Genomic DNA, 19,297 nt, shown 5'->3' on the forward strand with positions numbered 1-19,297 from the left:
GGGCGGGGCCCGGCGCCTGCTTCAGTAACCGAGGGCGCCGGGCAGCCAGAGAACCAGCGCCGGGAACAGCAGGCAGAGCCCGAGGCCGGTGAGCTGGAGAAGCGTGAAGGGGATCACCCCCTTGTAGATGTCTCCCAGGGTGAGATGGGCGTGGCCTGCCTGCCGCAGGTAGAACAGCGCCGGCCCGAAGGGAGGCGTGAGGTAGGAGGTCTGCAGGTTGACCGCGACGACGACGGCGAACCACAGCAGCAGCTGGTCGGAGGGCACCGTGTCGCCGAGGTCGAGGGACATGACGATGGGCCGGAAGACGGGCAGAATGATCAGAGTGATCTCCAGCCAGTCGAAGAAGAAGCCGAGCAGGAAGACGATCGCCATCAGCAGGACGACGAGCGTCCAGTCATGCAGGTCGAGCAGGTCGATCACATGGATGATGGCGTCGTCGCCGCCGAGCTCGCGGAAGACGTAGGAAAACAGCGTCGCACCGCAGAAGATGCCGAAGATCATCGCATTGGTGAGCGCCGTGCCCCGCGCCACCTCGCGCAGGAGCCCGAGGCTCAGCCGGCCGTTGAACAGGGCAAGGAGCGTTGCCCCGAAGGCGCCGATGCCGGCGGCCTCCGTCGGGGTGGCAAGGCCGCCGACGATGGAGCCGAGTACGAAGACCACCAGCAGGGTGGGCGGCACGAAGCCCTTGAGCACCAGCATCCAGATGTCGCCGGCGGTCTCGTCCCCCGGCTTTGCCATCCGCGGCATGCGGTCCGGCCGGATCAGCGCCATGACGACGATGAAGACCAGGTAGAGGCCGGAAAGCAGCAGGCCGGGAATGACCGCGCCGGCGAAGAGATCGCCGACCGGGATCGCCAGCATGTCGCCCATCACCACCAGCATGATCGAGGGCGGGATGAGGATGCCGAGCGTGCCGGAGGCGGCGATGACGCCGGAGGTCATGCCCTTGTCGTAGCCCCGGTCGACCATCACCGGCAGGGCGAGCATGGCCAGCATCACCACCGAGGCGCCGACGATGCCGGTCGTCGCCGCCATGATGGTGCCCATCAGCACGACGGCGAGCGCCAGGCCGCCGGGCACCCGGCGCATCAGCACCGAGAGGATTTCCAGCAGGTGGCGGGCCACCCCGCTCTTTTCCAGCATGATCCCCATGAAGATGAACATGGGGATGGCCACGAGGACGAGGTTCTCCGCGATCGACCCCCAGATGCGGCTGACGATGAGGAACAGCTGCATGGGATAGAACATGTCGAGCGCACCGCCGAGGGCGGCGAAGGCAAGACCGACGCCGGCAAGGCAGAAGGCGACGGGAAAGCCGGAGAACAGGATCAGCACCAGGCCGCCGAGCATGGTCAGCGGCAACACGACTTCGAACGTGCTCACAGGCCCACCTCCTCGTGCCGGGAGGGAGGCGCCGGCGGGGGCGCGGCCCCCATCAGCCGGGCGATCTGCTCTGCGATGACGCCGAGCGCTGCCGACAGCAGCGCGACGAACCCGACGAGCAGGGCCGACTTGATGATCCAGCGATGGGCAAGGCCCGTCTGCGAGGCCGAGGCTTCGCCGAGCAGGTAGGAGCGCTCCACGAAGGTCCAGCCGTAATAGAGCACGATCACGCAGAACGGCACGACGAAGAGCAGCGCGCCGATCAGCTCGACGACCGCGACGGTCGTCTCGCCGAAGCGGGCCTGCAGCACGTCGATGCGCACATGCTCTCCCTCGACATAGGCATAGCCGAGGGAGAAGAGGAACAGAGCGGCATGGAAATGCCACTCCAGGTCTTGCAGCTTGGTCGAGCCGAGCACCACGAAGCGGCGCGTGATCACATCCACGACGACGGTCAGGATCAGGAGGACGACGAACCATGCCGCCGCCTGTCCCAACCGCCGCGCGAACGCCTTCAGGAATTGGGCCGAAGCCAGAAGGAGGGTCATGGCTTACTTGAGGTACCCCAGCTCCTTCCAGGTGGCGTAGTCCGCCCGGAAGCTGGAGAAGCTCTCGTAGGCCCGCTTGAAGTCGGGATCGGCCGCGACCTGCTCGGCGATGACCTCTTCGGACGCGGCCTTCAGCTTGGCCAGGTCCTCGTCCGACCAGCGATGCAGCTGCACGCCCTTTTCCTGCAGCTCCTTGAGCGCCGGCAGCTGGATCGCCTCGCCCTCGGCGATACCGTAGCGCACGTTGTCGCCGCACACGGCCTCGATCTGGGCCTGCTGGGTCTCGGTCAAGGCGTCCCAGCGGTCCTTGTTGATCATCAGGTCGAAGAAGGTCGACTGCTGGTGCCAGCCGGGGAAGTAATAGTGCTTGGCGATCTGCCAGAAGCCCATGTTGAGGTCGATGGCCGGCTGCACGAATTCCAGGCCGTCGATGACACCGCGCTCCAGCGCGGGATAGACGTCGGGAGCCGCGAGCAGCTGGGCCGAGACGCCGAACTTCTCCAGCGCCTTGGCGCCGAGGCCGAAGAAGCGCAGCTTGAGGCCGGCGAGCTCGTCCACGCTCTTGATCTCGTTGCGGAACCAGCCGGAGCCCTCGGGCGCCAGCATGCCGCACATCACCGACTTGATGCCGTACTTGCCGTAGATCTCGTCGAAGATCTCCTTGCCGCCGCCGAAATAGAACCAGGCCATGTATTCGGGCGAGGACGGGCCGAAGGGCAGGGCCGCGAAGACCTGCAGCGCCGGCACCTTGCCGCCCCAGAACCCGGGGGTGGAGAAGGCCGCGTCGATGGCGCCGACGGAGACCGCGTCGAAGGTCTCGAGCGGCGGCACCAGGGCGCTGGGCTCGAAGAAGCGGATCTCGATGCTGCCGCCGGATACCCTGGCGATCTGTGCCTCCAGCCGCTTGCCGAGCGTGCCGAGCTGCGGCAGCGAACTGGAGAAGGTGCCTGCCATCTTCCATTTGACCTTGGCGTCCTCGGCCTTTGCCACGGTCCCGAATGCGGTCGTCGCCAGAAGCGCGATCGCGGCTCCACGCAGAAGTCCAGTGATCGTCATGTGTCGTTCCCCTGCATGCCCGATTTGTAGACAACGTTGCCTAATAGGCAACCAGAAAATCGGCCGCCGGGCGTTTTCACGGCCTATGCGGCAATATGAGCAAGGGACATGCCAGATTTACCGGGGCGCCCCTCTGGACGCCATAAACATCGTTGCCTATAGGACAAGGCTCGTGATTTTGCCCGGCCTGGCGCGAAACCCGCTGCGCCTGTTTTTCCGGCCGGGCGCCAGTATATTGGCCGGAACCACGGGCTGCCCCGCGAGGAGGCGGCCGCCCCGGCAGGAAAGGATGGCGCTTTAGATGGCACGCGATGCGGCGGAGAAACTGACCCTGCCGACCGGGATCGGTCTCGGCAGGGCGATCAGAGCGCTGCGGCAGGACAAAAACCTGTCGCTGTCGCAGCTGGCGCTCGATGCAACACTCGACAAGGGCTACCTGTCGCGGGTGGAGCGCGGCATCAAGGTGCCGTCCATCGCCATCATCCTGCGCATCGCGGCGGCGCTGGACGTCTCCGTCGCCCAGCTGTTCGGCGCGGCGGAGGAGCACAGGCTGGTCTTCGTCACCCGCGCCGACGAGCGCGACGAGCTGACCGCGCGCGACGACAGCTATCACATGCGGCTGCTGACCCAGGGCCACGGCAGCTCGGGGCTGGAAGTGTTCCTGATGTATCCGCCGGACGAGCTGCGCGAGGAGCCCGAGGCCGAGCACCGCGGCGAGGAGCTGCTGTTCGTCGTCGAAGGGCGGGTGGAGATCTCCTTCCCGGAGGAGAACATCGTGTTGGCCAAGGGAGACTCGGTGCAGTTTCCCGGCCCCTTGCGCCACCAGGTGCGGCGGCTGGAGGAAAACACCTGCGTGCTGATCGCCGTCAGCGGCCCCTGAGCGGGCATCTTGCACCAGCGGACATGCAAAAGGCCCCGGCGAGACCATCGCCGGGGCCTTTTTTCGAAGGTCGAGCCGAAATAAGGCGGCTTACAGGTCGAAGCCGAGCAGCTTGCCCACCGTGAACACGTCCTTGTCGCCGCGCCCGCACAAGTTCATGACGATGATCTGGTCCTTGTACATGGTCGGCGCCAGCTTCATCACCTGGGCCAGCGCATGGGCCGGCTCCAGCGCCGGGATGATGCCCTCGACCCGGGTCAGCAGCTGGAACGCCTCCATCGCCTCGTTGTCGGTCGCCGGCACATAGGTGACGCGGCCGGTGTCGCGCAGCCAGGAATGCTCCGGCCCGATGCCCGGATAGTCGAGGCCGGCGGAGATCGAGTGGCCCTCGAGGATCTGGCCGTCGTCGTCCTGCAGCAGATAGGTGCGGTTGCCGTGCAGTACGCCGGGCTTGCCGGCATTGAGCGAGGCGCAGTGCTCCTCGCCCTCCAGCCCCTTGCCGCCCGCCTCGACGCCGTAGATGGCGACCTGAGGATCATCGAGGAAGGGATGGAACAGGCCGATGGCGTTGGAGCCGCCGCCGACGGCGGCGACGAGAGCATCCGGCAGGCGGCCTTCGGCCTGCAGGATCTGCTCGCGGGTTTCCGTGCCGATCACCGACTGGAAGTCGCGCACCATCTCCGGATAGGGATGGGGACCGGCGGCGGTGCCGATCAGGTAGTAGGTGTCGGCGACATTGGTCACCCAGTCGCGCAGCGCCTCGTTCATCGCGTCCTTGAGCGTGCCGGCGCCGGCGGTGACCGGAACGATCTCCGCGCCGAGCAGCTTCATGCGGAAGACGTTGGGCTTCTGCCGCTCGACGTCGGTGGCGCCCATATAGACGACGCAGGGAAGGCCGAAGCGGGCGCAGACGGTGGCGGTGGCGACGCCGTGCTGGCCGGCGCCGGTCTCGGCGATGATGCGGGTCTTGCCCATGCGCCGGGCCAGCAGGATCTGGCCGAGGCAGTTGTTGATCTTGTGGCTGCCGGTGTGGTTGAGCTCGTCGCGCTTGAAATAGATCTTCGCGCCGCCGAGCTCGGCCGTCAGGCGCTCGGCGAAATAGAGCGGCGAGGGCCGGCCGGTGTAATGCGTGTTGAGATTGTCGATCTCGGCCTGGAAGGCCGGATCGGCCTTGGCGTCCTTGTAGGCCTGCTCGAGATCGAGGATCAGCGGCATCAAGGTCTCGGCGACGTAGCGGCCGCCGAAAATGCCGAAATGGCCGCGCTCGTCCGGACCGGAGCGGAAGGTGTTCTGCTGGATCGTCATGCGCTGCGTCCCTGTTCGGCGGCGTCAGACGCCGCTCCCGGCACCGCCCGGCGTGCAGCCGCGACGAACGCCCTGATGAGTTCCGTGTCCTTGACGCCCCGCGCGCGCTCCACGCCCGAGGAGACGTCGACGTCGCGGATCCCGCCGATGCGGACCGCCTCGCCGACCGTCGCGGCATCCAGCCCACCGGAAAGCATGAGCGGAACGCCGAGGTCAAGGCCCTTGAGCAGGCGCCAGTCGAAGCTGACGCCGTTGCCGCCCGGCAGCACCGCGCCCTTCGGCGGCTTGGCATCGAAGAGCAGCCGGTCGGCATGGGCGACATAGGGCGCGGCGGCGGCAATGTCCTCGGCCGCCGAGATGCCCAGCGCCTTCATGATCCTGATGCCGTGCCGCGCCTTCAGCTCCGCGCAGCGCGCCGGGCTCTCGCGCCCGTGCAGCTGCAGCCAGTCGGGCCGTACGGACGCCACGATGGCGTCCAACAGCGCATCGTCCGCATCGACCGTCAGCACCACGATCTCGGCCCGGCCGCGGGCGCGCCCGGCAAGCCGCGCCGCAACCTCGAGCGACACGTTGCGCGGGCTCTTTTCGAAGAAGACGAGGCCGATCATGTCGGCCCCGGCTGCAAGCGCGGCGTCGAGCGTCTCTTCGGTCGACAGACCGCAGATCTTGACGAGGCCGCGTTCGCTCATCGTTTCCGTATCCCTTACGTCACGTTGTATGCGGCGATGGCCGCCATGTTGACGATGTCGCTGTCCTTGGCGCCGATGGGCAGGATCTGCACCGGCTTGTCGAGGCCGACGAGCAGCGGGCCGATCACCGTCGAGCCGCCGAGCTCCTGCAGCATCTTGGTGGAGATCGAGGCCGAGTGGAACGCCGGCATGACCAGGACGTTGGCCGGGCCGCTGAGGCGGCAGAACGGATAGGCCGCCATCTTGTCCATGTTGAGCGCGACATCGGCGCCCATCTCGCCGTCATATTCGAAGTCGACGCGGCGCCGGTCGAGGATCTTCACCGCCTCGATGACCTTTTCCGAGCGCTCGCCGCGCGGATGGCCGAAGGTGGAGTAGGCGAGCATGGCGACGCGCGGCTCGTAGCCGAGACGGCGGGCGACATGGGCGGCCTCCTCGGCGATGTCGGCCAGTTCCTCGGAGGTCGGCATGTCGATCACCGCCGTGTCGGCGACCAGCACGGTGCGGCCGCGGCACAGGGCCAGCGACACGCCGATCACCCGGTGGCCGGGCTTGGTGTCGACGACGCTGCGGACCGTGTCGAGGGCGACCGAGTAGTTGCGGGTGAGGCCGGTGACCATGGCATCGGCATCGCCCCGCGCCACCATGATCGCGCCCCAGTAGTTGCGGTCGTTGTTGACCAGCCGCTGGCAGTCGCGCAGCAGGTAGCCGCGGCGCTGCAGGCGCGAATAGAGATACTCGGCATAGTCGGAATTGCGGGTCGACAGGCGCGCGTTGAGGATGCGGATGCCGCCGCGCTCCAGATCGACGCCGGCGCTGGCCGCGACCTCGCGCACCTCGTCCTCGCGGCCGATCAGGATCGCCTCGCCGAGCCCTTGCGCGACGAAGCTCGCCGCCGCGCGGATCACCGGCTCCTCCTCGCCTTCGGCGAAGACGACGCGCTTGGGCTGCTGGCGCACCTTGGAGAAGATCCGCTGCAGGGTGCCGGCGACCGGATCGCGCCGGGCCGAAAGCTGGTGGCGGTAGGCCTCCATGTCGACGATCGGCCGGCGGGCGACGCCGCTGTCCATCGCCGCCTGGGCCACCGCCGGCGGGATGGTGGAGATCAGGCGCGGGTCGAAGGGCACCGGAATGATGTATTCGGGGCCGAACTTGGGACGGTTGCCGCGATAGGCGGCGGCGACCTCGTCCGGCACTTCCTCGCGCGCCAGCGCGGCCAGCGCATGGGCGCAGGCGACCTTCATCTCGTCGTTGATCGTCGTCGCCTGGACGTCGAGCGCGCCACGGAAGATGTAGGGAAAGCCGAGGACGTTGTTGACCTGGTTGGGATAGTCGGAGCGGCCCGTCGCGACGATGGCGTCGTCGCGCACGGAATGGGCCTCCTCCGGGGTGACTTCCGGGTCCGGGTTGGCCATGGCGAAGATGATCGGGTTCGGCGCCATCGCCCGCAGCATGTCCTCGGTCAAGGCGCCCTTGGCCGACACGCCGAGGAAGACGTCGGCGCCCTTCATCGCGTCGTAGAGGCTGCGCGCGTCGGTCTCCACCGCATGGGCGGACTTCCACTGGTTCATGCCTTCCGTGCGGCCCTTGTAGATCACGCCCTTGGTGTCGCAGAGGATGACGTTGTCGTGCGGCACGCCCATCGCCTTGATCAGCTCGATGCAGGCGATGCCGGCCGCGCCGGCGCCGTTGCACACCACGCGGGTGGTGGCGAGGTCGCGGCCCGTCAGGTGCAGCGCGTTGATCAGGCCGGCGGCGGCGATGATCGCGGTGCCGTGCTGGTCGTCGTGGAAGACCGGAATGTCCATCAGCTCGCGCAGGCGCTGCTCGATGATGAAGCAATCCGGCGCCTTGATGTCCTCCAGGTTGATGCCGCCGAAGGACGGGCCGAGATAGCGCACGGCGTTGACGAAGGCGTCGACCTCCTCGGTGTCGATCTCAAGGTCGATGGAATCGACGTCGGCGAAGCGCTTGAACAGCACCGCCTTGCCTTCCATCACCGGCTTGGAGGCGAGCGCGCCGAGATTGCCGAGGCCGAGAATGGCCGTTCCGTTGGAGATCACCGCCACCAGATTGCCGCGCGTGGTGTAGTCGAAGGCACGCGAGGGGTCCTCGGCGATGGCACGCACGGGAACGGCGACACCCGGCGAATAGGCCAGCGACAGGTCGCGCTGGGTCGCCATCGGCTTGGTCGGGGTGACCTCCAGCTTGCCGGGACGGCCCTGCTGGTGGAACTGCAATGCCTCCTGATCGGTAAAACTGACGTTGCTCTTGCCCGATTTGTCCGTCGTCGGCATGCGGTTTCCTCCAGATCATTGCGCCGTCACGGCGGCGGACGCAGACCTTATCCCCGGAGGATTCAAGGCTCAAGCCGAGTTGGCGGCCGAGGTCAACAAAGCGGGGAGGACCTGCGGCGGGGGACGTGCAGGCTCTTCCGTCCCGGACGCCGCCGCATTAGGGTCTGCCGCATGGCCGACGACATGCAGATATCCCACAGTACAGCGCAGCTTCGCGAGGGCGAGGACGCCCCCGCGCCGGACAGCACCGGCGCAACGCCGCCCGCACCGGACCTCTCCGCGATGACGCCGATGATGGCGCAGTATATCGAGATCAAGACGGCCAATCCGGACTGCCTGCTGTTCTACCGCATGGGCGACTTCTACGAGCTGTTCTTCCAGGATGCGGAAGAGGCCTCGCGGGCGCTGGGCATCACGCTGACCAAGCGCGGCAAGCACCTGGGCGAGGACATCCCCATGTGCGGCGTGCCGGTGCACGCGGCCGACGACTACCTGCAGAAACTGATCTCGCTCGGCTTCCGCGTCGCGGTGTGCGAGCAGACCGAGGACCCGGCGGAGGCGAAGAAGCGCGGCTCCAAGTCCGTGGTGCGGCGGGAAGTGGTGCGGCTGGTGACGCCCGGCACGCTGACCGAAGACCGGCTGCTGGAGGCGGCGCGCAACAACTTCCTGCTGACGCTGGCGCGGGCGCGCACCGGATCGCTGGAGGACGAGGCAAGCTATGGCCTGGCCTGGGCCGACATTTCCACCGGCGCCTTCCGCGTCGCCACGAGCGACGCACGGCAGCTGGCCGGCGATCTCGCCCGCATCGACCCGCGCGAGATCATCGTCGCCGATGTGCTGCTCGACGATGCGGAGCTGCGCCGGCAGCTCTCCGAGACCGGGGCGGCACTGTCGCCGGTGCCGCGCAGCCTGTTCGACGGGGCGACCGCCAGCGACCGGCTGGCGCGCTATTACGGCGTTGCGACGCCGGAGGCCTTCGGCAGCTTCTCGCGGCTGGAACTGACGGCGGCGGCCGCCGCCATCGCCTATGTGGAGCGCACGCAATACGGCGAGCGCCCGCCGCTCGATCCGCCCTCGCACGAGGCGACCTCGCGGCGGATGCTGATCGACCCGGCGACGCGGGCCAACCTGGAACTGATGCGCACCCTCTCCGGCGAGCGCGCCGGATCGCTGCTGTCGGTGATCGACTGCACCGTCTCGGGCCCCGGATCGCGGCTGCTCGCTGCCCGGCTGGCCGGGCCGCTGACCGAGATAGAGGAGATCCGCAAGCGGCAGGACGCGGTGGCGCGGCTGGTCGGCGACACCTATCTGCGCGAGCGGCTGCGCGAACGGCTCAAGGCCGTGCCCGACATGGCGCGGGCGCTCTCGCGCATCGCCATGCAGCGCGGCGGCCCGCGCGACCTGCTGGCCATCGCCAGCGGCCTCGGAGCGGCGCGCGACATCGCCGGCCTCTTCGCGGATGCGGGCAGCGAGGGCGAGGAGCTGGGCTCGGCGCTGGCGCGGATCGCGGCGGCGCCGGCGGAGCTTGCCGGCGAACTGGAGCGGGCGCTGGTGGACGAACCGCCGCTGCTTGCCCGCGACGGGGGCTTCGTCGCCGAGGGCTATCTTGCCGATCTCGACGAGGTGCGGCGGCTGCGCGACGACAGCCGCAAGGTGATCGCCCAGCTGCAGGGCGCGCTCACCGACGAGCTGGCGATCCGGGCGCTGAAGATCAAGCACAACAACGTACTGGGCTGGTTCATCGAGGTGCCGGCGACCCATGCGGAGAAGCTGACCGCCGATCCGGCGCGCTTCATCCACCGGCAGACGATGGCCGGGGCGATGCGCTTCACCACCACCGAGCTGGCCGACCTGGAAAGCCGCATCGCCAATGCGGCCGGGCGGGCGCTGGCGCTGGAAAGCGAGGTATTCCGCCGGCTGTGCGAGGCGGTGATCGGGGCGGGCGATGCCATCAAGGGCGCCGCCGACGGGCTGTCGGTGCTGGACGTTGCGGCGGGGCTTGCGCATCTGGCCGAGGCGGAGAACCAGTGCCGGCCGGTGGTCGACGACAGCCTCGCCTTCGACATTCGCGGCGGCCGGCATCCGGTCGTCGAGCAGGCGCTGAAACGCGAGGGGGCGGGGAGTTTCGTCGCCAACGACGCGGATCTGGGGCCGAGCGAGGGCGAGGCGGGCGGCCGGATCTGGCTGATCACCGGTCCCAACATGGCCGGCAAGTCGACCTTCCTGCGGCAGAACGCGCTGATCGCCATCCTGGCGCAGATGGGCGCCTTCGTGCCGGCGGCCTCGGCGCATATCGGCGTCGTCGACCGGCTGTTCTCGCGCGTCGGCGCGGCGGACGACCTGGCGCGCGGGCGCTCGACCTTCATGGTGGAGATGGTCGAGACGGCGGCGATCCTCAACCAGGCGGGCGCGCGGGCGCTGGTGATCCTCGACGAGATCGGCCGCGGCACATCGACCTTCGACGGGTTGTCCATCGCCTGGGCGGCGATCGAGCACCTGCACGAGGTGAACCGCTCGCGGGCGCTGTTCGCCACCCATTATCACGAGCTGACCGCCCTGTCGGGCCGGCTGCCGCGGCTGACCAACGCCACGGTGCGGGTGCGCGAATGGCAGGGGGACGTGGTGTTCCTGCACGAGATCGTCGCGGGCGCCGCCGACCGGTCCTACGGCATCCAGGTGGCGAAGCTCGCCGGCCTGCCGCCGGTGGTGATCGAACGGGCGAGGGCGGTGCTGGCGCAGCTGGAAGAGCAGGACCGGCGCGCGCCGGGCGAGCAGCTGATCGACGACCTGCCACTGTTCGCGGCCGCAGCGCCGAGACCGAGCGCACCGGCCGCGAAAGCCGCGCCGGATCCGGTGCTGGAGGCGCTCGATGCCATCGACCCGGACGACCTGACGCCGCGCGCGGCGCTGGAGGCGCTCTACAAGCTGAAGCAGGCGCGCAAAAAGACCTGAGCCGCCTTTACACGCTCTCCAGCACGGGGCCGGCGAGCCCGGCTTCCCAGCCGAGGATCGCGCGCTTGCGCGTCAGGCCCCAGTGATAGCCGCAGAGCTTGCCGGTGCTGCCGAGCACCCGGTGGCAGGGCACCACGAAGGAGATCGGATTGCGCCCGACCGCCCGGCCGACGGCGCGCGAGGCGGTCGGCTTGCCCAGCCGCTCGGCGATGTCGCCATAGGTGGTGGCGCGGCCGAGCGGGATGCGCAGCAGGGTCTCCCAGACGCGGATTTCGAAATCCGTGCCGATCAGCACCACCCGTAAGGGCTGCTCGGCCGACCATTGCGAGGGCGCGAAGATGCGCTGCGCCATCGGCGCGGTGAAGGCCGTGTCCTCGACATAGGCCGCGCGCGGCCAGCGGCCGGTCATGTCCTCCAGCGCGGCGCGCTCCTCGCCCGGATCGGCGAAGGCGAGGCCGGCAAGCCCGTGCTCCGTCGCCATGACCAGCGCCAGGCCGAAGGGCGAGGGGTGGAAGCCGTAGCGGATCTCGACGCCCTCGCCGCGCGCCCGGTAGACGCCGGGGGTCATCGCCTCGTGGGTGACGAAGAGATCGTGCAGCCGGGCAGGACCCGACAGGCCGACCTCGTAGCTGGTGTCCAGCACGGTGGCCGACTGGCGCAGCAGGGCGCGGGCATGGTCGAGGGTGATCGCCTGGACGAACTGTTTCGGCGTGATGCCGGCCCAGCGCGAGAACACCCGCTGCAGCTGGATCGGGTCGAGGCCGGCTTCCGCGGCGAGCGTCTCCAGCGCCGGCTGGTCGCGCCAGGTCTGCGTGATCACCTTGAGGGTGCGGCGGACGATGTCGTAATCCTTCACCGCCTCGGGGAGCTGTGCTGCAGGCACCGCCGGCAGGGCCTCTTCCATGTTGTGCATCACCGTCATTGCCGGAACTCCCGTCACGCTCGCTGTCCGTTCGCTGATGAAAGCATCATCACGAAACCGGGAGCCTAGTCGCGGGAGAAGCGCATCGCCACCCGATTTGCGACGGCCGGGTGAGGAGGGCCCGTCTTGCTTCGGTCAAAAACGCACGCCACTGTGCGGCGTTGAACGGCGCCTTGTGCCGATTGCGAAGAACACGGACCTGCCGATGCACCAGTTTCGCCCCGTTGCCTGCCTGTCAGCCGCCCCTCTGCCCGCGTCCCGCCGCCTGCCTCGGACGGCGCTAGCCATCGGCCTGGCGGCGCTGATCGCCGCCCTGCTGTCGCCCCTGCCGGCCCCCGCACAAGGCAGCGGCGAGACGGCGGGAAGCGGATCCGGCCAGCGCGTGCAGCGCCGGCTGGTGATGATCCAGACCGACGACGACACCGCGATCCGCGAGGTGGAGATGGACGGCAAGGCGATGCAGGTGCGCCGCCGGGCCGAGGCGCGCGTCTTCGTCGAGGTGGAGGGCGATGCCAAGAACGACGGGCAGATCGACTGCCGGCGCTCGCTGCGGCTGGTGCTCGCCGACGGGCGGATCCTGCGCGACGAGGTCGACATCTGCGGCGACTGGAAGGTGACGATGGCGACAAAGGGCGCCGCGTCCAGCCAGGCCGATGCGGGTGCGCGCGGCGTGCGCCAGGCCGTGCCGTCCGGCGAGGGACCGAGCGCACCGCCGCGGGCCGGCGGCGTCCGCCGCCCGTCCGTCGACGGGAGCGCGGAGGACGGCTTGCGCGGCAGCCGCGACGAGGCGCAAGCCGCCCGCGAGACCCCCGCGACCGCCGCCGAGGACGCGCAGACGCGGCAGGGCGAGGCCGCAGCAACCGCGCAGGTAACCCAGAACGGAGACCAGGACGAGGCGCGCGACGCGGAGCCGCTGCAGAGCCAGGCCGGCGTGCAGCCGGGACTGCCGCTGTTCGAGGGTCGGAACTGGTATGTGGAGGACCTGGGCGGCGACCGGCTGCAGCTGGTCTACGGCCTGCGCCAGACCGACGACCGGGCGCTGAGGGCCAGCTGCCAGCGCGGCTCCAACCGGATCGAGATGCAGCTCGCCGCGACCGCCGACCCGCTCGCCGAGAACCAGCAGATCGCCGTGCAGCTGTCGGCCCGAGACGTATCGCGCAGCTACACGGCGCGCGGGTCCAGCGCCAACAACGAGGCCGGCCAGTCCGAGCCAGTGGTGACGCTGACGGCCGACGACCCGATCTGGACCGGCATGATCCGCGGCGAGACGCTGGATGTCGGCATTGCCGGCAACTGGCGCTACCAGGTGTCGCTGTCGGGCAGCGCCCGGCCGGTGCGCAGCTTCCAGCAGGCCTGCGCCACCCCGGCCCCGGTGGTGGCGGCGCCCGCGCCGCAGATGACGCGCGGCCTGCCGGTGGCGGGCGGCAGCGGCAGCATCAGCTGCTACGAGGAGGGCGACATCGCCTCGGTGCCGAGCGACCAGCCGGCCCGGATGATCTTCGTCAACGACCGCAACCGGCCGGTGATCGTGCACTGGCTCGACTTCGACGGGCTGCGCCAGACCCAGGCCGAAGTGCCGCCGGGCGGGCGGATGATCCAGGACACGCTGGCCGGGCACCCCTGGCTGGTCTCGAACCTGCGCGGACGGTGCCTCGGCATCTACCTGGCCGGCGGGGGCACGCGCACGGTCACGATCCTGCCGGGCATGGCGGAGGCGGAACCGGCCCCGGTCTACCGGCCGGCGCCGCCACCGCAGTTCCTGCCCCCGGAACCGCTGCCTTCCGGCGACGTGCTGCCGCTCTCCTACGATTGCGACAGCGGCGCCTATCTCGACGTGACCATCGACAATGCCCGCCGCACCGCGACGGTGCGCGAGCGCGGCCTGTCGCCGGTGACGCTGCCCGACCGGTCGGGCGGCGGCGGCGAGCTGAACTATGTCGGGCGGGGCTATGCGCTGACCGGCAGCGGCAACACCGTCACCTGGCAGCGGCCGGGCATGCCGCCGCAGTTCTGCCGGATCTTCTGATCCGGCAGCCGTTGCCGTCGTGTCGAGCGACAAGGGGGCTCAGGCCGTCGCCGGCAGGTCCGGCTGCGGCCCGCCGGCCTTGGCCAGTGCGACCGCGCGTCGCAGGGCGCCGGCAAAGCTGGTGCGGTCTTCCGGATTGAGGAAGCCACCGATATCGACCGACATGCCGCGGGCGGTCAGCGTGATGCGCACGACGCCCTCGTCCTCCTCCTCGCGCACATCGAGGCGCGCCCAGAACGGATTGCAGGAGTAGAGCTGCTCGCGCCCGGAGGCCAGCACCTTGCGGATGCGGATTTCCGTACGCGAGACCTGCACCTCCTCGAACGCCCGCGCCGCCCGGTAATTCCAGCGGAAGGCGAAGAAAATCAGCAGGATATCGAGGCCGAGAAAGCCGAAGACCGGCCAGGCGCCGAGCGACAGGAACAACAGGCCGGCGGTCAGGCAGATGGCGCAGACCACGAGCATGAGGATGCGGAAGCCCGCCGGCCCGAGCGAGCGGTAGGGCGTCAGCAGCGCCGCAAAGAAAGGCGCATCCGGATCGGCCTGGGCCGGATCGGAAGCAAGGTCTTGCGGATCGGGCCGCTCGGTTTTCGGATTGCCGCTCGTCATGAGCGGTGATTATAGAGGAGGAATGACCGCGAACCAGCCCGATCCCCGCAAGTCGCGCAAGCCTGCTGCGAAGCCCGCCGCGCAGGAGGGCGCAAAACCTGCCAAGCCCGCCAAGGCGACGAAATCCGCCGCCGGGCCGAAGGCGGCCAAGCCCCGCCGCACGGCGCGCCCGCGCTACAGCAAGGACGAGCTCTACGCGATCTTCGCGCGCTTCCACGCCGCCAATCCGGAGCCGACCGGCGAGCTGCACTACGTCAATCCCTACACGCTGCTGGTTGCCGTGGCGCTGTCGGCGCAGGCGACCGATGTCGGCGTCAACAAGGCGACGCGGCCGCTGTTCGAGACCATCGACACGCCGCAGAAGATGGTGGAGCTGGGCGAGGACCGGCTGCGCGAGGCGATCAAGACCATCGGGCTCTTCCGCAACAAGGCGAAGAACGTCATCGCCCTGTCGCAGCTCCTGATCGACCGCTTCGGCGGCGAAGTGCCGCAGGACCGGGAGGCGCTGGAAACGCTGCCCGGCGTCGGGCGCAAGACCGCCAACGTGGTGCTGAACATCGCCTTCGGCCAGCCGACCATCGCGGTCGACACGCATCTCTTCCGCCTCGGCAACCGCATCGGCGTGGCGCCGGGCAAGACGCCGCTGGAAGTGGAGACGGCGCTGGAAAAGGCGGTGCCGCGGGAATTCCTGCTGCACGCCCATCACTGGCTGATCCTGCATGGCCGCTACATCTGCAAGGCCCGCAAGCCGGACTGCGAGAAGTGCCTGATTGCCGACCTGTGCAAGAGCCCGGAAAACACGCGCCGCCAGGCTGCCTGATCTGCACAATGAAAAGCGCGGGCGCAATGCCCGCGTTGCAGAAGTCTTGAAACTGTCGGGAAATCGGGCAGCAGGCCGGCCCGCGCGGTTCAGTCCTTGCGGCGCAGGCGGATCACCACGTCGACACGGACGATCTCCATGCCCTCGGGAGCCTCGGGAAGCCGGGCCATCGACACGCCGGAGCCGGGAATGTCGACCACCTTGTTGTCGCCTTCGATGAAGAAATGGTGGTGGTCGTCGGTGTTGGTGTCGAAATAGGTCTTGGTGCCCTCGACGGCGACCTCGCGCAGGAGGCCGGCCTCGGTGAACTGGTGCAGCGTGTTGTAGACGGTGGCCAGCGATACCGGCACGTTGGCGGCTTCCGCCTCTTCGTGCAGGAGTTCGGCGGAGATGTGCCGGTTGCCCCTGGAATACAGGAGCTCGGCCAGCGCCACGCGCTGGCGGGTCGGCCTCAGACCGGCCGAACGCAGCATTTCCTGTACCTCACGATGCCGGTGCAGTTCGCCCACGTCTTCCCGCTCGCTTTCCGTTCTCGTTGCAGTCCGGCCCGCCGGGGACTGCCGTTGCGGCCGCCTTCGCGACCCTCGCCGGGACCCTTCCGCAGCGTGCATGTGGGGACTGTCCCCGCCGGCACGCAAGAGCCATGGCAGTTTTCTGCCACGGATCGCGCCCGATTTGCAAGCTTCGCCCTGTCCGCTGCCGCCAAGGTGTCGGGAAAAAGGGTCAAAACGACGGCCCCAACGCGCGCTCCGGCCGGAAAATGTGGCAAGTCGACCCAAAGGAGTGCGAAAAAGCTCATTCCGGGGGCCACTTCACGGGTTTCCGGAGCGCAAGGTGCTATGTTAGTAAGCGCGGCAGAACCAGATCCCGGTCCGGCAGGACGGTCATGACGGCCGCCTTGCGCATACGGGACAACCGATCAACCTGCGGGAATGGGAAGAACGTGCGGCAATCGAGCTACTCCTACGATGAATTGCTTGCCTGCGGACGCGGCGAGCTGTTTGGCCCCGGAAATGCGCAGCTGCCGCTTCCGCCCATGCTGATGTTCAACCGCATCACCTCGATCTCCGAGGATGGCGGCGAATACGGCCAGGGTCAGGTCCGCGCCGAGCTCGACATCCGCGACGACCTCTGGTTCTTCCCCTGCCATTTCCAGGGCGACCCGGTCATGCCGGGTTGCCTCGGCCTCGATGCGCTGTGGCAGATGACCGGCTTCTTCCTCGGCTGGCTCGGCGAGCCGGGCCGCGGGCGGGCGATCTCCACCGGCGAGATCAAGTTCTCCAAGATGGTCACCCCGGAAACCAAGCTCGTCGAATACGGCGTCGAGCTGAAGCGCGTGCGGCGCGGCCGCCTCGTGCTCGGCATCGCCGACGGCTGGCTGAAAGCGGACGGCGAGACGATCTACCAGGCCAAGGACCTGAAGGTCGGCCTGTTCAAGACCGAGTAGAACCCGACGCGGGCGATTGATCACCGGTGCGGCAGCGCCTATCTGGTGAGGGCATGCCCGGCCGCACAGGCGGCCAGGCGCCCCCGGACGGCACGACCGCGCAGCCATATCAGGCAGTTATGCCGCACGGGCGATATTGCGGCGTGGCTCGACGTTTCGATTGATACCGGACCGGCCCCTTGCGCCGGCTCCGAAAGACAGCATGGGAGACCGCGATGAGGCGGGTGGTGATAACCGGAATGGGCATCGTGTCGTCGCTGGGCGGCACCACCCAGGAAGTGACGGCGAGCCTGCGCGAGGGCAAGTCCGGCATCGTTCCGGCCGAGGACTATGCGCGGCTCGGATTCCGCTGCCAGGTCCACGGCGCCCCGACCGTCGATCCCTTCGAGGTGCTCGACCGCCGCACGACCCGGTTCATGGGGCCGGGCGCGGCCTGGACCTACATGTCGATGCAGCAGGCGATCGCCGATGCCGGTCTCGAGGAGAGCGACATCAGCAACGAGCGCACCGGCATCGTCATGGGCTCCGGCGGCCCGTCGACGCGCACCATCGTCGAGGCGGCCGACATCACCCGCGACAAGGGCCCGCGCCGCATCGGACCGACCGCGGTACCCAAGGCGATGAGCTCCACCACCTCGGCGACGCTGGCGACCCCGTTCAAGATCCACGGCGTCAACTATTCGATCTCCGCGGCCTGCGCGACCACCAACATCTGCATCGGCCATGCCGCCGAGCTGATCCAGTGGGGCAAGCAGGACGTCGTCTTCGCCGGCGGCGGCGAGGATCTCGACTGGACCATGTCGAACCTGTTCGACGCCATGGGCGCCATGTCGAGCAAGTACAACGACACCGCCTACAACGCGTCCCGTCCGTTCGACAAGAATCGCGACGGCTTCGTCATCGCCGGCGGCGGCGGCGTGCTGGTGCTCGAGGAGCTGGAGCATGCCAAGGCGCGCGGCGCGACCATCTATGCCGAGATCGTCGGCTACGGCGCGACGTCCGACGGCTACGACATGGTCGCCCCCTCGGGCGAGGGCGCTGCCCGTTGCATGAAGCTGGCCATGGCCAATGTCGGCGAGCCGATCGACTACATCAACCCGCACGCGACCTCGACGCCGGTCGGCGACGAGCGCGAGGTGGAGGCGATGCGCAGCGTGTTCGGCAAGGACCTGCCGCGGATCTCGGCCACCAAGGCGATCTCCGGCCACTCGCTGGGCGCGGCCGGCGTGCACGAGGCGATCTACTCGCTGCTGATGATGCAGAACGACTTCATCGCCCCCTCGGCCCATATCGAGGAGCTCGACCCGATCTTCGCCGACGTGCCGATCGTGCGCGAGCGCATCGACAATGCCGGCTTGAACACCATCATGTCCAACGGCTTCGGCTTCGGCGGCACCAACGCCACGCTCGTCTTCCGCCGCTACAACGGCTGATCTTCACACAAACCACATCCGGCCGGCGACGGCCGGACCGGGCGGAGCGGGCAAGGCCCCGCCCGCTTCTCTGAAGGAGTTGGGAATGAGCGGGCTTATGAAGGGCAAACGCGGTCTGGTCATGGGCGTCGCAAACGATCACTCCATCGCGTGGGGGATCGCCAAGGCGCTTGCGGCACAAGGGGCGGAGCTCGCCTTCACCTATCAGGGCGAGGCCTTCGGCCGCCGCGTGCGGCCGCTGGCCGACAGCGTGGGGGCAAATCTGCTGATCCCCTGCGACGTCGAGGACATCGCCACGGTCGACAAGGTGTTCGAGACGCTGAAGGCCGAGTGGGGCAGCATCGACTTCCTCGTGCATGCCATCGCCTTTTCCGACAAGTCGGAACTGCGCGGCCGCTATGCCGACACGACGCGGGAGAACTTCACCCGCACGATGCTGATCTCGTGCTTCTCCTTCACCGAGATCGCCAAGCGGGCGGCCGAGCTGATGCCGAACGGCGGCTCGATCGTGACGCTGACCTATGGCGGCTCGACCAAGGTGATGCCGAACTACAACGTGATGGGCGTGGCCAAGGCGGCGCTGGAATCCTCCGTGCGCTACCTCGCCATGGATTACGGCCTGCAGAACGTCCGGGTGAACGCGATCTCCGCCGGCCCGGTGCGCACGCTGGCCGGCTCCGGCGTCTCCGACGCGCGGGTGATGTTCAACTATCAGAAGCAGCACTCGCCGCTCGGTCGCACCGTGACCATCGACGAGGTCGGCGGCTCGGCGCTCTACCTGCTGTCGGACCTGTCGTCCGGCGTCACCGGCGAGGTGCATTTCGTCGACAGCGGCTACAACACCGTGTCGATGCCGCGGCTCGACGCGCTGAAGATGCAGGAAGCCGAAGCCCAGGTCGCACGCCAGGCCGAGGAAGCCTGAGACCA

The 19,297-nt window shown here is 68.6% G+C and carries 16 protein-coding genes; 7 read left to right on the top strand and 9 right to left on the bottom strand.

Annotation, left to right across the window (positions count from 1 at the left end; all coding sequences use genetic code 11):
- Window positions 1-21: 21 nt before the first annotated feature.
- From MNI96_RS07015 to MNI96_RS07025, 3 genes are read right to left on the bottom strand one after another with little or no spacing between them, the layout of a single operon-like run.
- Window positions 22-1,386 (bottom strand): TRAP transporter large permease, encoded by a 1,365-nt coding sequence (locus MNI96_RS07015; protein WP_249691612.1) that lies wholly within the window; start codon window positions 1,384-1,386, stop codon window positions 22-24.
- Window positions 1,383-1,934, bottom strand: coding sequence for a TRAP transporter small permease subunit (locus MNI96_RS07020; protein WP_249691614.1), 552 nt, complete (start codon window positions 1,932-1,934; stop codon window positions 1,383-1,385). Before MNI96_RS07020 ends, MNI96_RS07015 begins: the two co-directional genes overlap by 4 nt.
- A gap of 3 nt (window positions 1,935-1,937) precedes the next feature.
- A complete protein-coding gene (locus MNI96_RS07025) occupies window positions 1,938-2,990 on the bottom strand; it encodes a TRAP transporter substrate-binding protein (RefSeq protein ID WP_249691616.1) in 1,053 nt (350 codons plus the stop codon).
- A 301-nt stretch (window positions 2,991-3,291) separates the two neighbouring features.
- Here MNI96_RS07025 and MNI96_RS07030 point away from each other — a divergent pair, with 301 nt between their 5' ends.
- Window positions 3,292-3,870: a helix-turn-helix domain-containing protein gene (locus tag MNI96_RS07030; RefSeq protein WP_249691618.1), complete on the top strand. Its 579-nt coding sequence runs from the start codon at window positions 3,292-3,294 to the stop codon at window positions 3,868-3,870.
- 90 nt (window positions 3,871-3,960) lie between these two features.
- Here the strand turns inward: MNI96_RS07030 and trpB are convergent, their stop codons facing one another.
- Genes trpB through MNI96_RS07045 form a run of 3 tightly spaced genes read right to left on the bottom strand, consistent with a single transcriptional unit; the run spans window position 3,961 to window position 8,161 of the window.
- On the bottom strand, window positions 3,961-5,175 hold the full coding sequence (gene trpB / locus MNI96_RS07035) for a tryptophan synthase subunit beta (RefSeq protein ID WP_249691620.1): 1,215 nt from the start codon (window positions 5,173-5,175) through the stop codon (window positions 3,961-3,963).
- Window positions 5,172-5,864, bottom strand: coding sequence for a phosphoribosylanthranilate isomerase (locus MNI96_RS07040; RefSeq protein WP_249691621.1), 693 nt, complete (start codon window positions 5,862-5,864; stop codon window positions 5,172-5,174). The genes trpB and MNI96_RS07040 overlap by 4 nt, the downstream gene beginning before the upstream one ends.
- A gap of 14 nt (window positions 5,865-5,878) precedes the next feature.
- Entirely contained in the window at window positions 5,879-8,161 is a 2,283-nt protein-coding gene (locus MNI96_RS07045) for an NADP-dependent malic enzyme (RefSeq protein ID WP_249691622.1), read from the bottom strand.
- Between the two features lie 183 nt (window positions 8,162-8,344).
- Here MNI96_RS07045 and mutS point away from each other — a divergent pair, with 183 nt between their 5' ends.
- Window positions 8,345-11,113, top strand: coding sequence for a DNA mismatch repair protein MutS (gene mutS, locus MNI96_RS07050; RefSeq protein ID WP_502960310.1), 2,769 nt, complete (start codon window positions 8,345-8,347; stop codon window positions 11,111-11,113).
- A gap of 7 nt (window positions 11,114-11,120) precedes the next feature.
- Here mutS and MNI96_RS07055 read toward each other — a convergent pair whose 3' ends face one another.
- Window positions 11,121-12,026 carry a methylated-DNA--[protein]-cysteine S-methyltransferase gene (locus MNI96_RS07055; RefSeq protein WP_502960317.1) on the bottom strand — a complete coding sequence of 302 codons (906 nt, stop codon included), beginning with the start codon at window positions 12,024-12,026 and terminating at the stop codon, window positions 11,121-11,123.
- 214 nt (window positions 12,027-12,240) lie between these two features.
- Here MNI96_RS07055 and MNI96_RS07060 point away from each other — a divergent pair, with 214 nt between their 5' ends.
- Window positions 12,241-14,061 (top strand): VHL beta domain-containing protein, encoded by a 1,821-nt coding sequence (locus MNI96_RS07060; protein WP_249691623.1) that lies wholly within the window; start codon window positions 12,241-12,243, stop codon window positions 14,059-14,061.
- A gap of 39 nt (window positions 14,062-14,100) precedes the next feature.
- Here the strand turns inward: MNI96_RS07060 and MNI96_RS07065 are convergent, their stop codons facing one another.
- The gene (locus MNI96_RS07065) at window positions 14,101-14,670 is read right to left on the bottom strand and encodes a DUF2244 domain-containing protein (RefSeq protein ID WP_249691624.1); all 570 of its coding nucleotides are present in this window, start codon (window positions 14,668-14,670) and stop codon (window positions 14,101-14,103) included.
- 22 nt (window positions 14,671-14,692) lie between these two features.
- Here MNI96_RS07065 and nth point away from each other — a divergent pair, with 22 nt between their 5' ends.
- Window positions 14,693-15,490: an endonuclease III gene (gene nth, locus MNI96_RS07070; RefSeq protein WP_249691625.1), complete on the top strand. Its 798-nt coding sequence runs from the start codon at window positions 14,693-14,695 to the stop codon at window positions 15,488-15,490.
- Window positions 15,491-15,579: 89 nt separating this feature from the next.
- Here the strand turns inward: nth and irrA are convergent, their stop codons facing one another.
- Window positions 15,580-15,999, bottom strand: coding sequence for an iron response transcriptional regulator IrrA (gene irrA, locus MNI96_RS07075; protein ID WP_341871105.1), 420 nt, complete (start codon window positions 15,997-15,999; stop codon window positions 15,580-15,582).
- A 377-nt stretch (window positions 16,000-16,376) separates the two neighbouring features.
- Here irrA and fabA point away from each other — a divergent pair, with 377 nt between their 5' ends.
- The 3 genes from fabA (at window position 16,377) to fabI (ending at window position 19,292) form a co-directional block, all read left to right on the top strand.
- Complete coding sequence (gene fabA / locus MNI96_RS07080) at window positions 16,377-16,937, top strand: 3-hydroxyacyl-[acyl-carrier-protein] dehydratase FabA (protein ID WP_249691626.1); 561 nt, start codon at window positions 16,377-16,379, stop codon at window positions 16,935-16,937.
- Window positions 16,938-17,152: 215 nt separating this feature from the next.
- Window positions 17,153-18,370 carry a beta-ketoacyl-ACP synthase I gene (gene fabB / locus MNI96_RS07085; RefSeq protein ID WP_249691627.1) on the top strand — a complete coding sequence of 406 codons (1,218 nt, stop codon included), beginning with the start codon at window positions 17,153-17,155 and terminating at the stop codon, window positions 18,368-18,370.
- Between the two features lie 85 nt (window positions 18,371-18,455).
- Window positions 18,456-19,292: an enoyl-ACP reductase FabI gene (gene fabI / locus MNI96_RS07090; protein WP_249691629.1), complete on the top strand. Its 837-nt coding sequence runs from the start codon at window positions 18,456-18,458 to the stop codon at window positions 19,290-19,292.
- The last annotated feature ends 5 nt before the right edge of the window (window positions 19,293-19,297 follow it).

The organism is Stappia sp. WLB 29, assembly GCF_023507705.1.
Taxonomy (GTDB): domain Bacteria; phylum Pseudomonadota; class Alphaproteobacteria; order Rhizobiales; family Stappiaceae; genus Stappia.

What these genes read in the sequence shown, in the direction of transcription:
- MNI96_RS07020 (WP_249691614.1), bottom strand. Translation starts at nt 1,934, where the DNA reads ATGACCCTCCTTCTGGCTTCGGCCCAATTCCTGAAGGCGTTCGCGCGG.
- MNI96_RS07025 (WP_249691616.1), bottom strand. Translation starts at nt 2,990, where the DNA reads ATGACGATCACTGGACTTCTGCGTGGAGCCGCGATCGCGCTTCTGGCG.
- MNI96_RS07030 (WP_249691618.1), top strand. Translation starts at nt 3,292, where the DNA reads ATGGCACGCGATGCGGCGGAGAAACTGACCCTGCCGACCGGGATCGGT.
- trpB (WP_249691620.1), bottom strand. Translation starts at nt 5,175, where the DNA reads ATGACGATCCAGCAGAACACCTTCCGCTCCGGTCCGGACGAGCGCGGC.
- MNI96_RS07040 (WP_249691621.1), bottom strand. Translation starts at nt 5,864, where the DNA reads ATGAGCGAACGCGGCCTCGTCAAGATCTGCGGTCTGTCGACCGAAGAG.
- MNI96_RS07045 (WP_249691622.1), bottom strand. Translation starts at nt 8,161, where the DNA reads ATGCCGACGACGGACAAATCGGGCAAGAGCAACGTCAGTTTTACCGAT.
- mutS (WP_502960310.1), top strand. Translation starts at nt 8,345, where the DNA reads ATGCAGATATCCCACAGTACAGCGCAGCTTCGCGAGGGCGAGGACGCC.
- MNI96_RS07055 (WP_502960317.1), bottom strand. Translation starts at nt 12,026, where the DNA reads ATGCACAACATGGAAGAGGCCCTGCCGGCGGTGCCTGCAGCACAGCTC.
- MNI96_RS07060 (WP_249691623.1), top strand. Translation starts at nt 12,241, where the DNA reads ATGCACCAGTTTCGCCCCGTTGCCTGCCTGTCAGCCGCCCCTCTGCCC.
- MNI96_RS07065 (WP_249691624.1), bottom strand. Translation starts at nt 14,670, where the DNA reads ATGACGAGCGGCAATCCGAAAACCGAGCGGCCCGATCCGCAAGACCTT.
- nth (WP_249691625.1), top strand. Translation starts at nt 14,693, where the DNA reads ATGACCGCGAACCAGCCCGATCCCCGCAAGTCGCGCAAGCCTGCTGCG.
- fabA (WP_249691626.1), top strand. Translation starts at nt 16,377, where the DNA reads ATGACGGCCGCCTTGCGCATACGGGACAACCGATCAACCTGCGGGAAT.
- fabB (WP_249691627.1), top strand. Translation starts at nt 17,153, where the DNA reads ATGAGGCGGGTGGTGATAACCGGAATGGGCATCGTGTCGTCGCTGGGC.
- fabI (WP_249691629.1), top strand. Translation starts at nt 18,456, where the DNA reads ATGAGCGGGCTTATGAAGGGCAAACGCGGTCTGGTCATGGGCGTCGCA.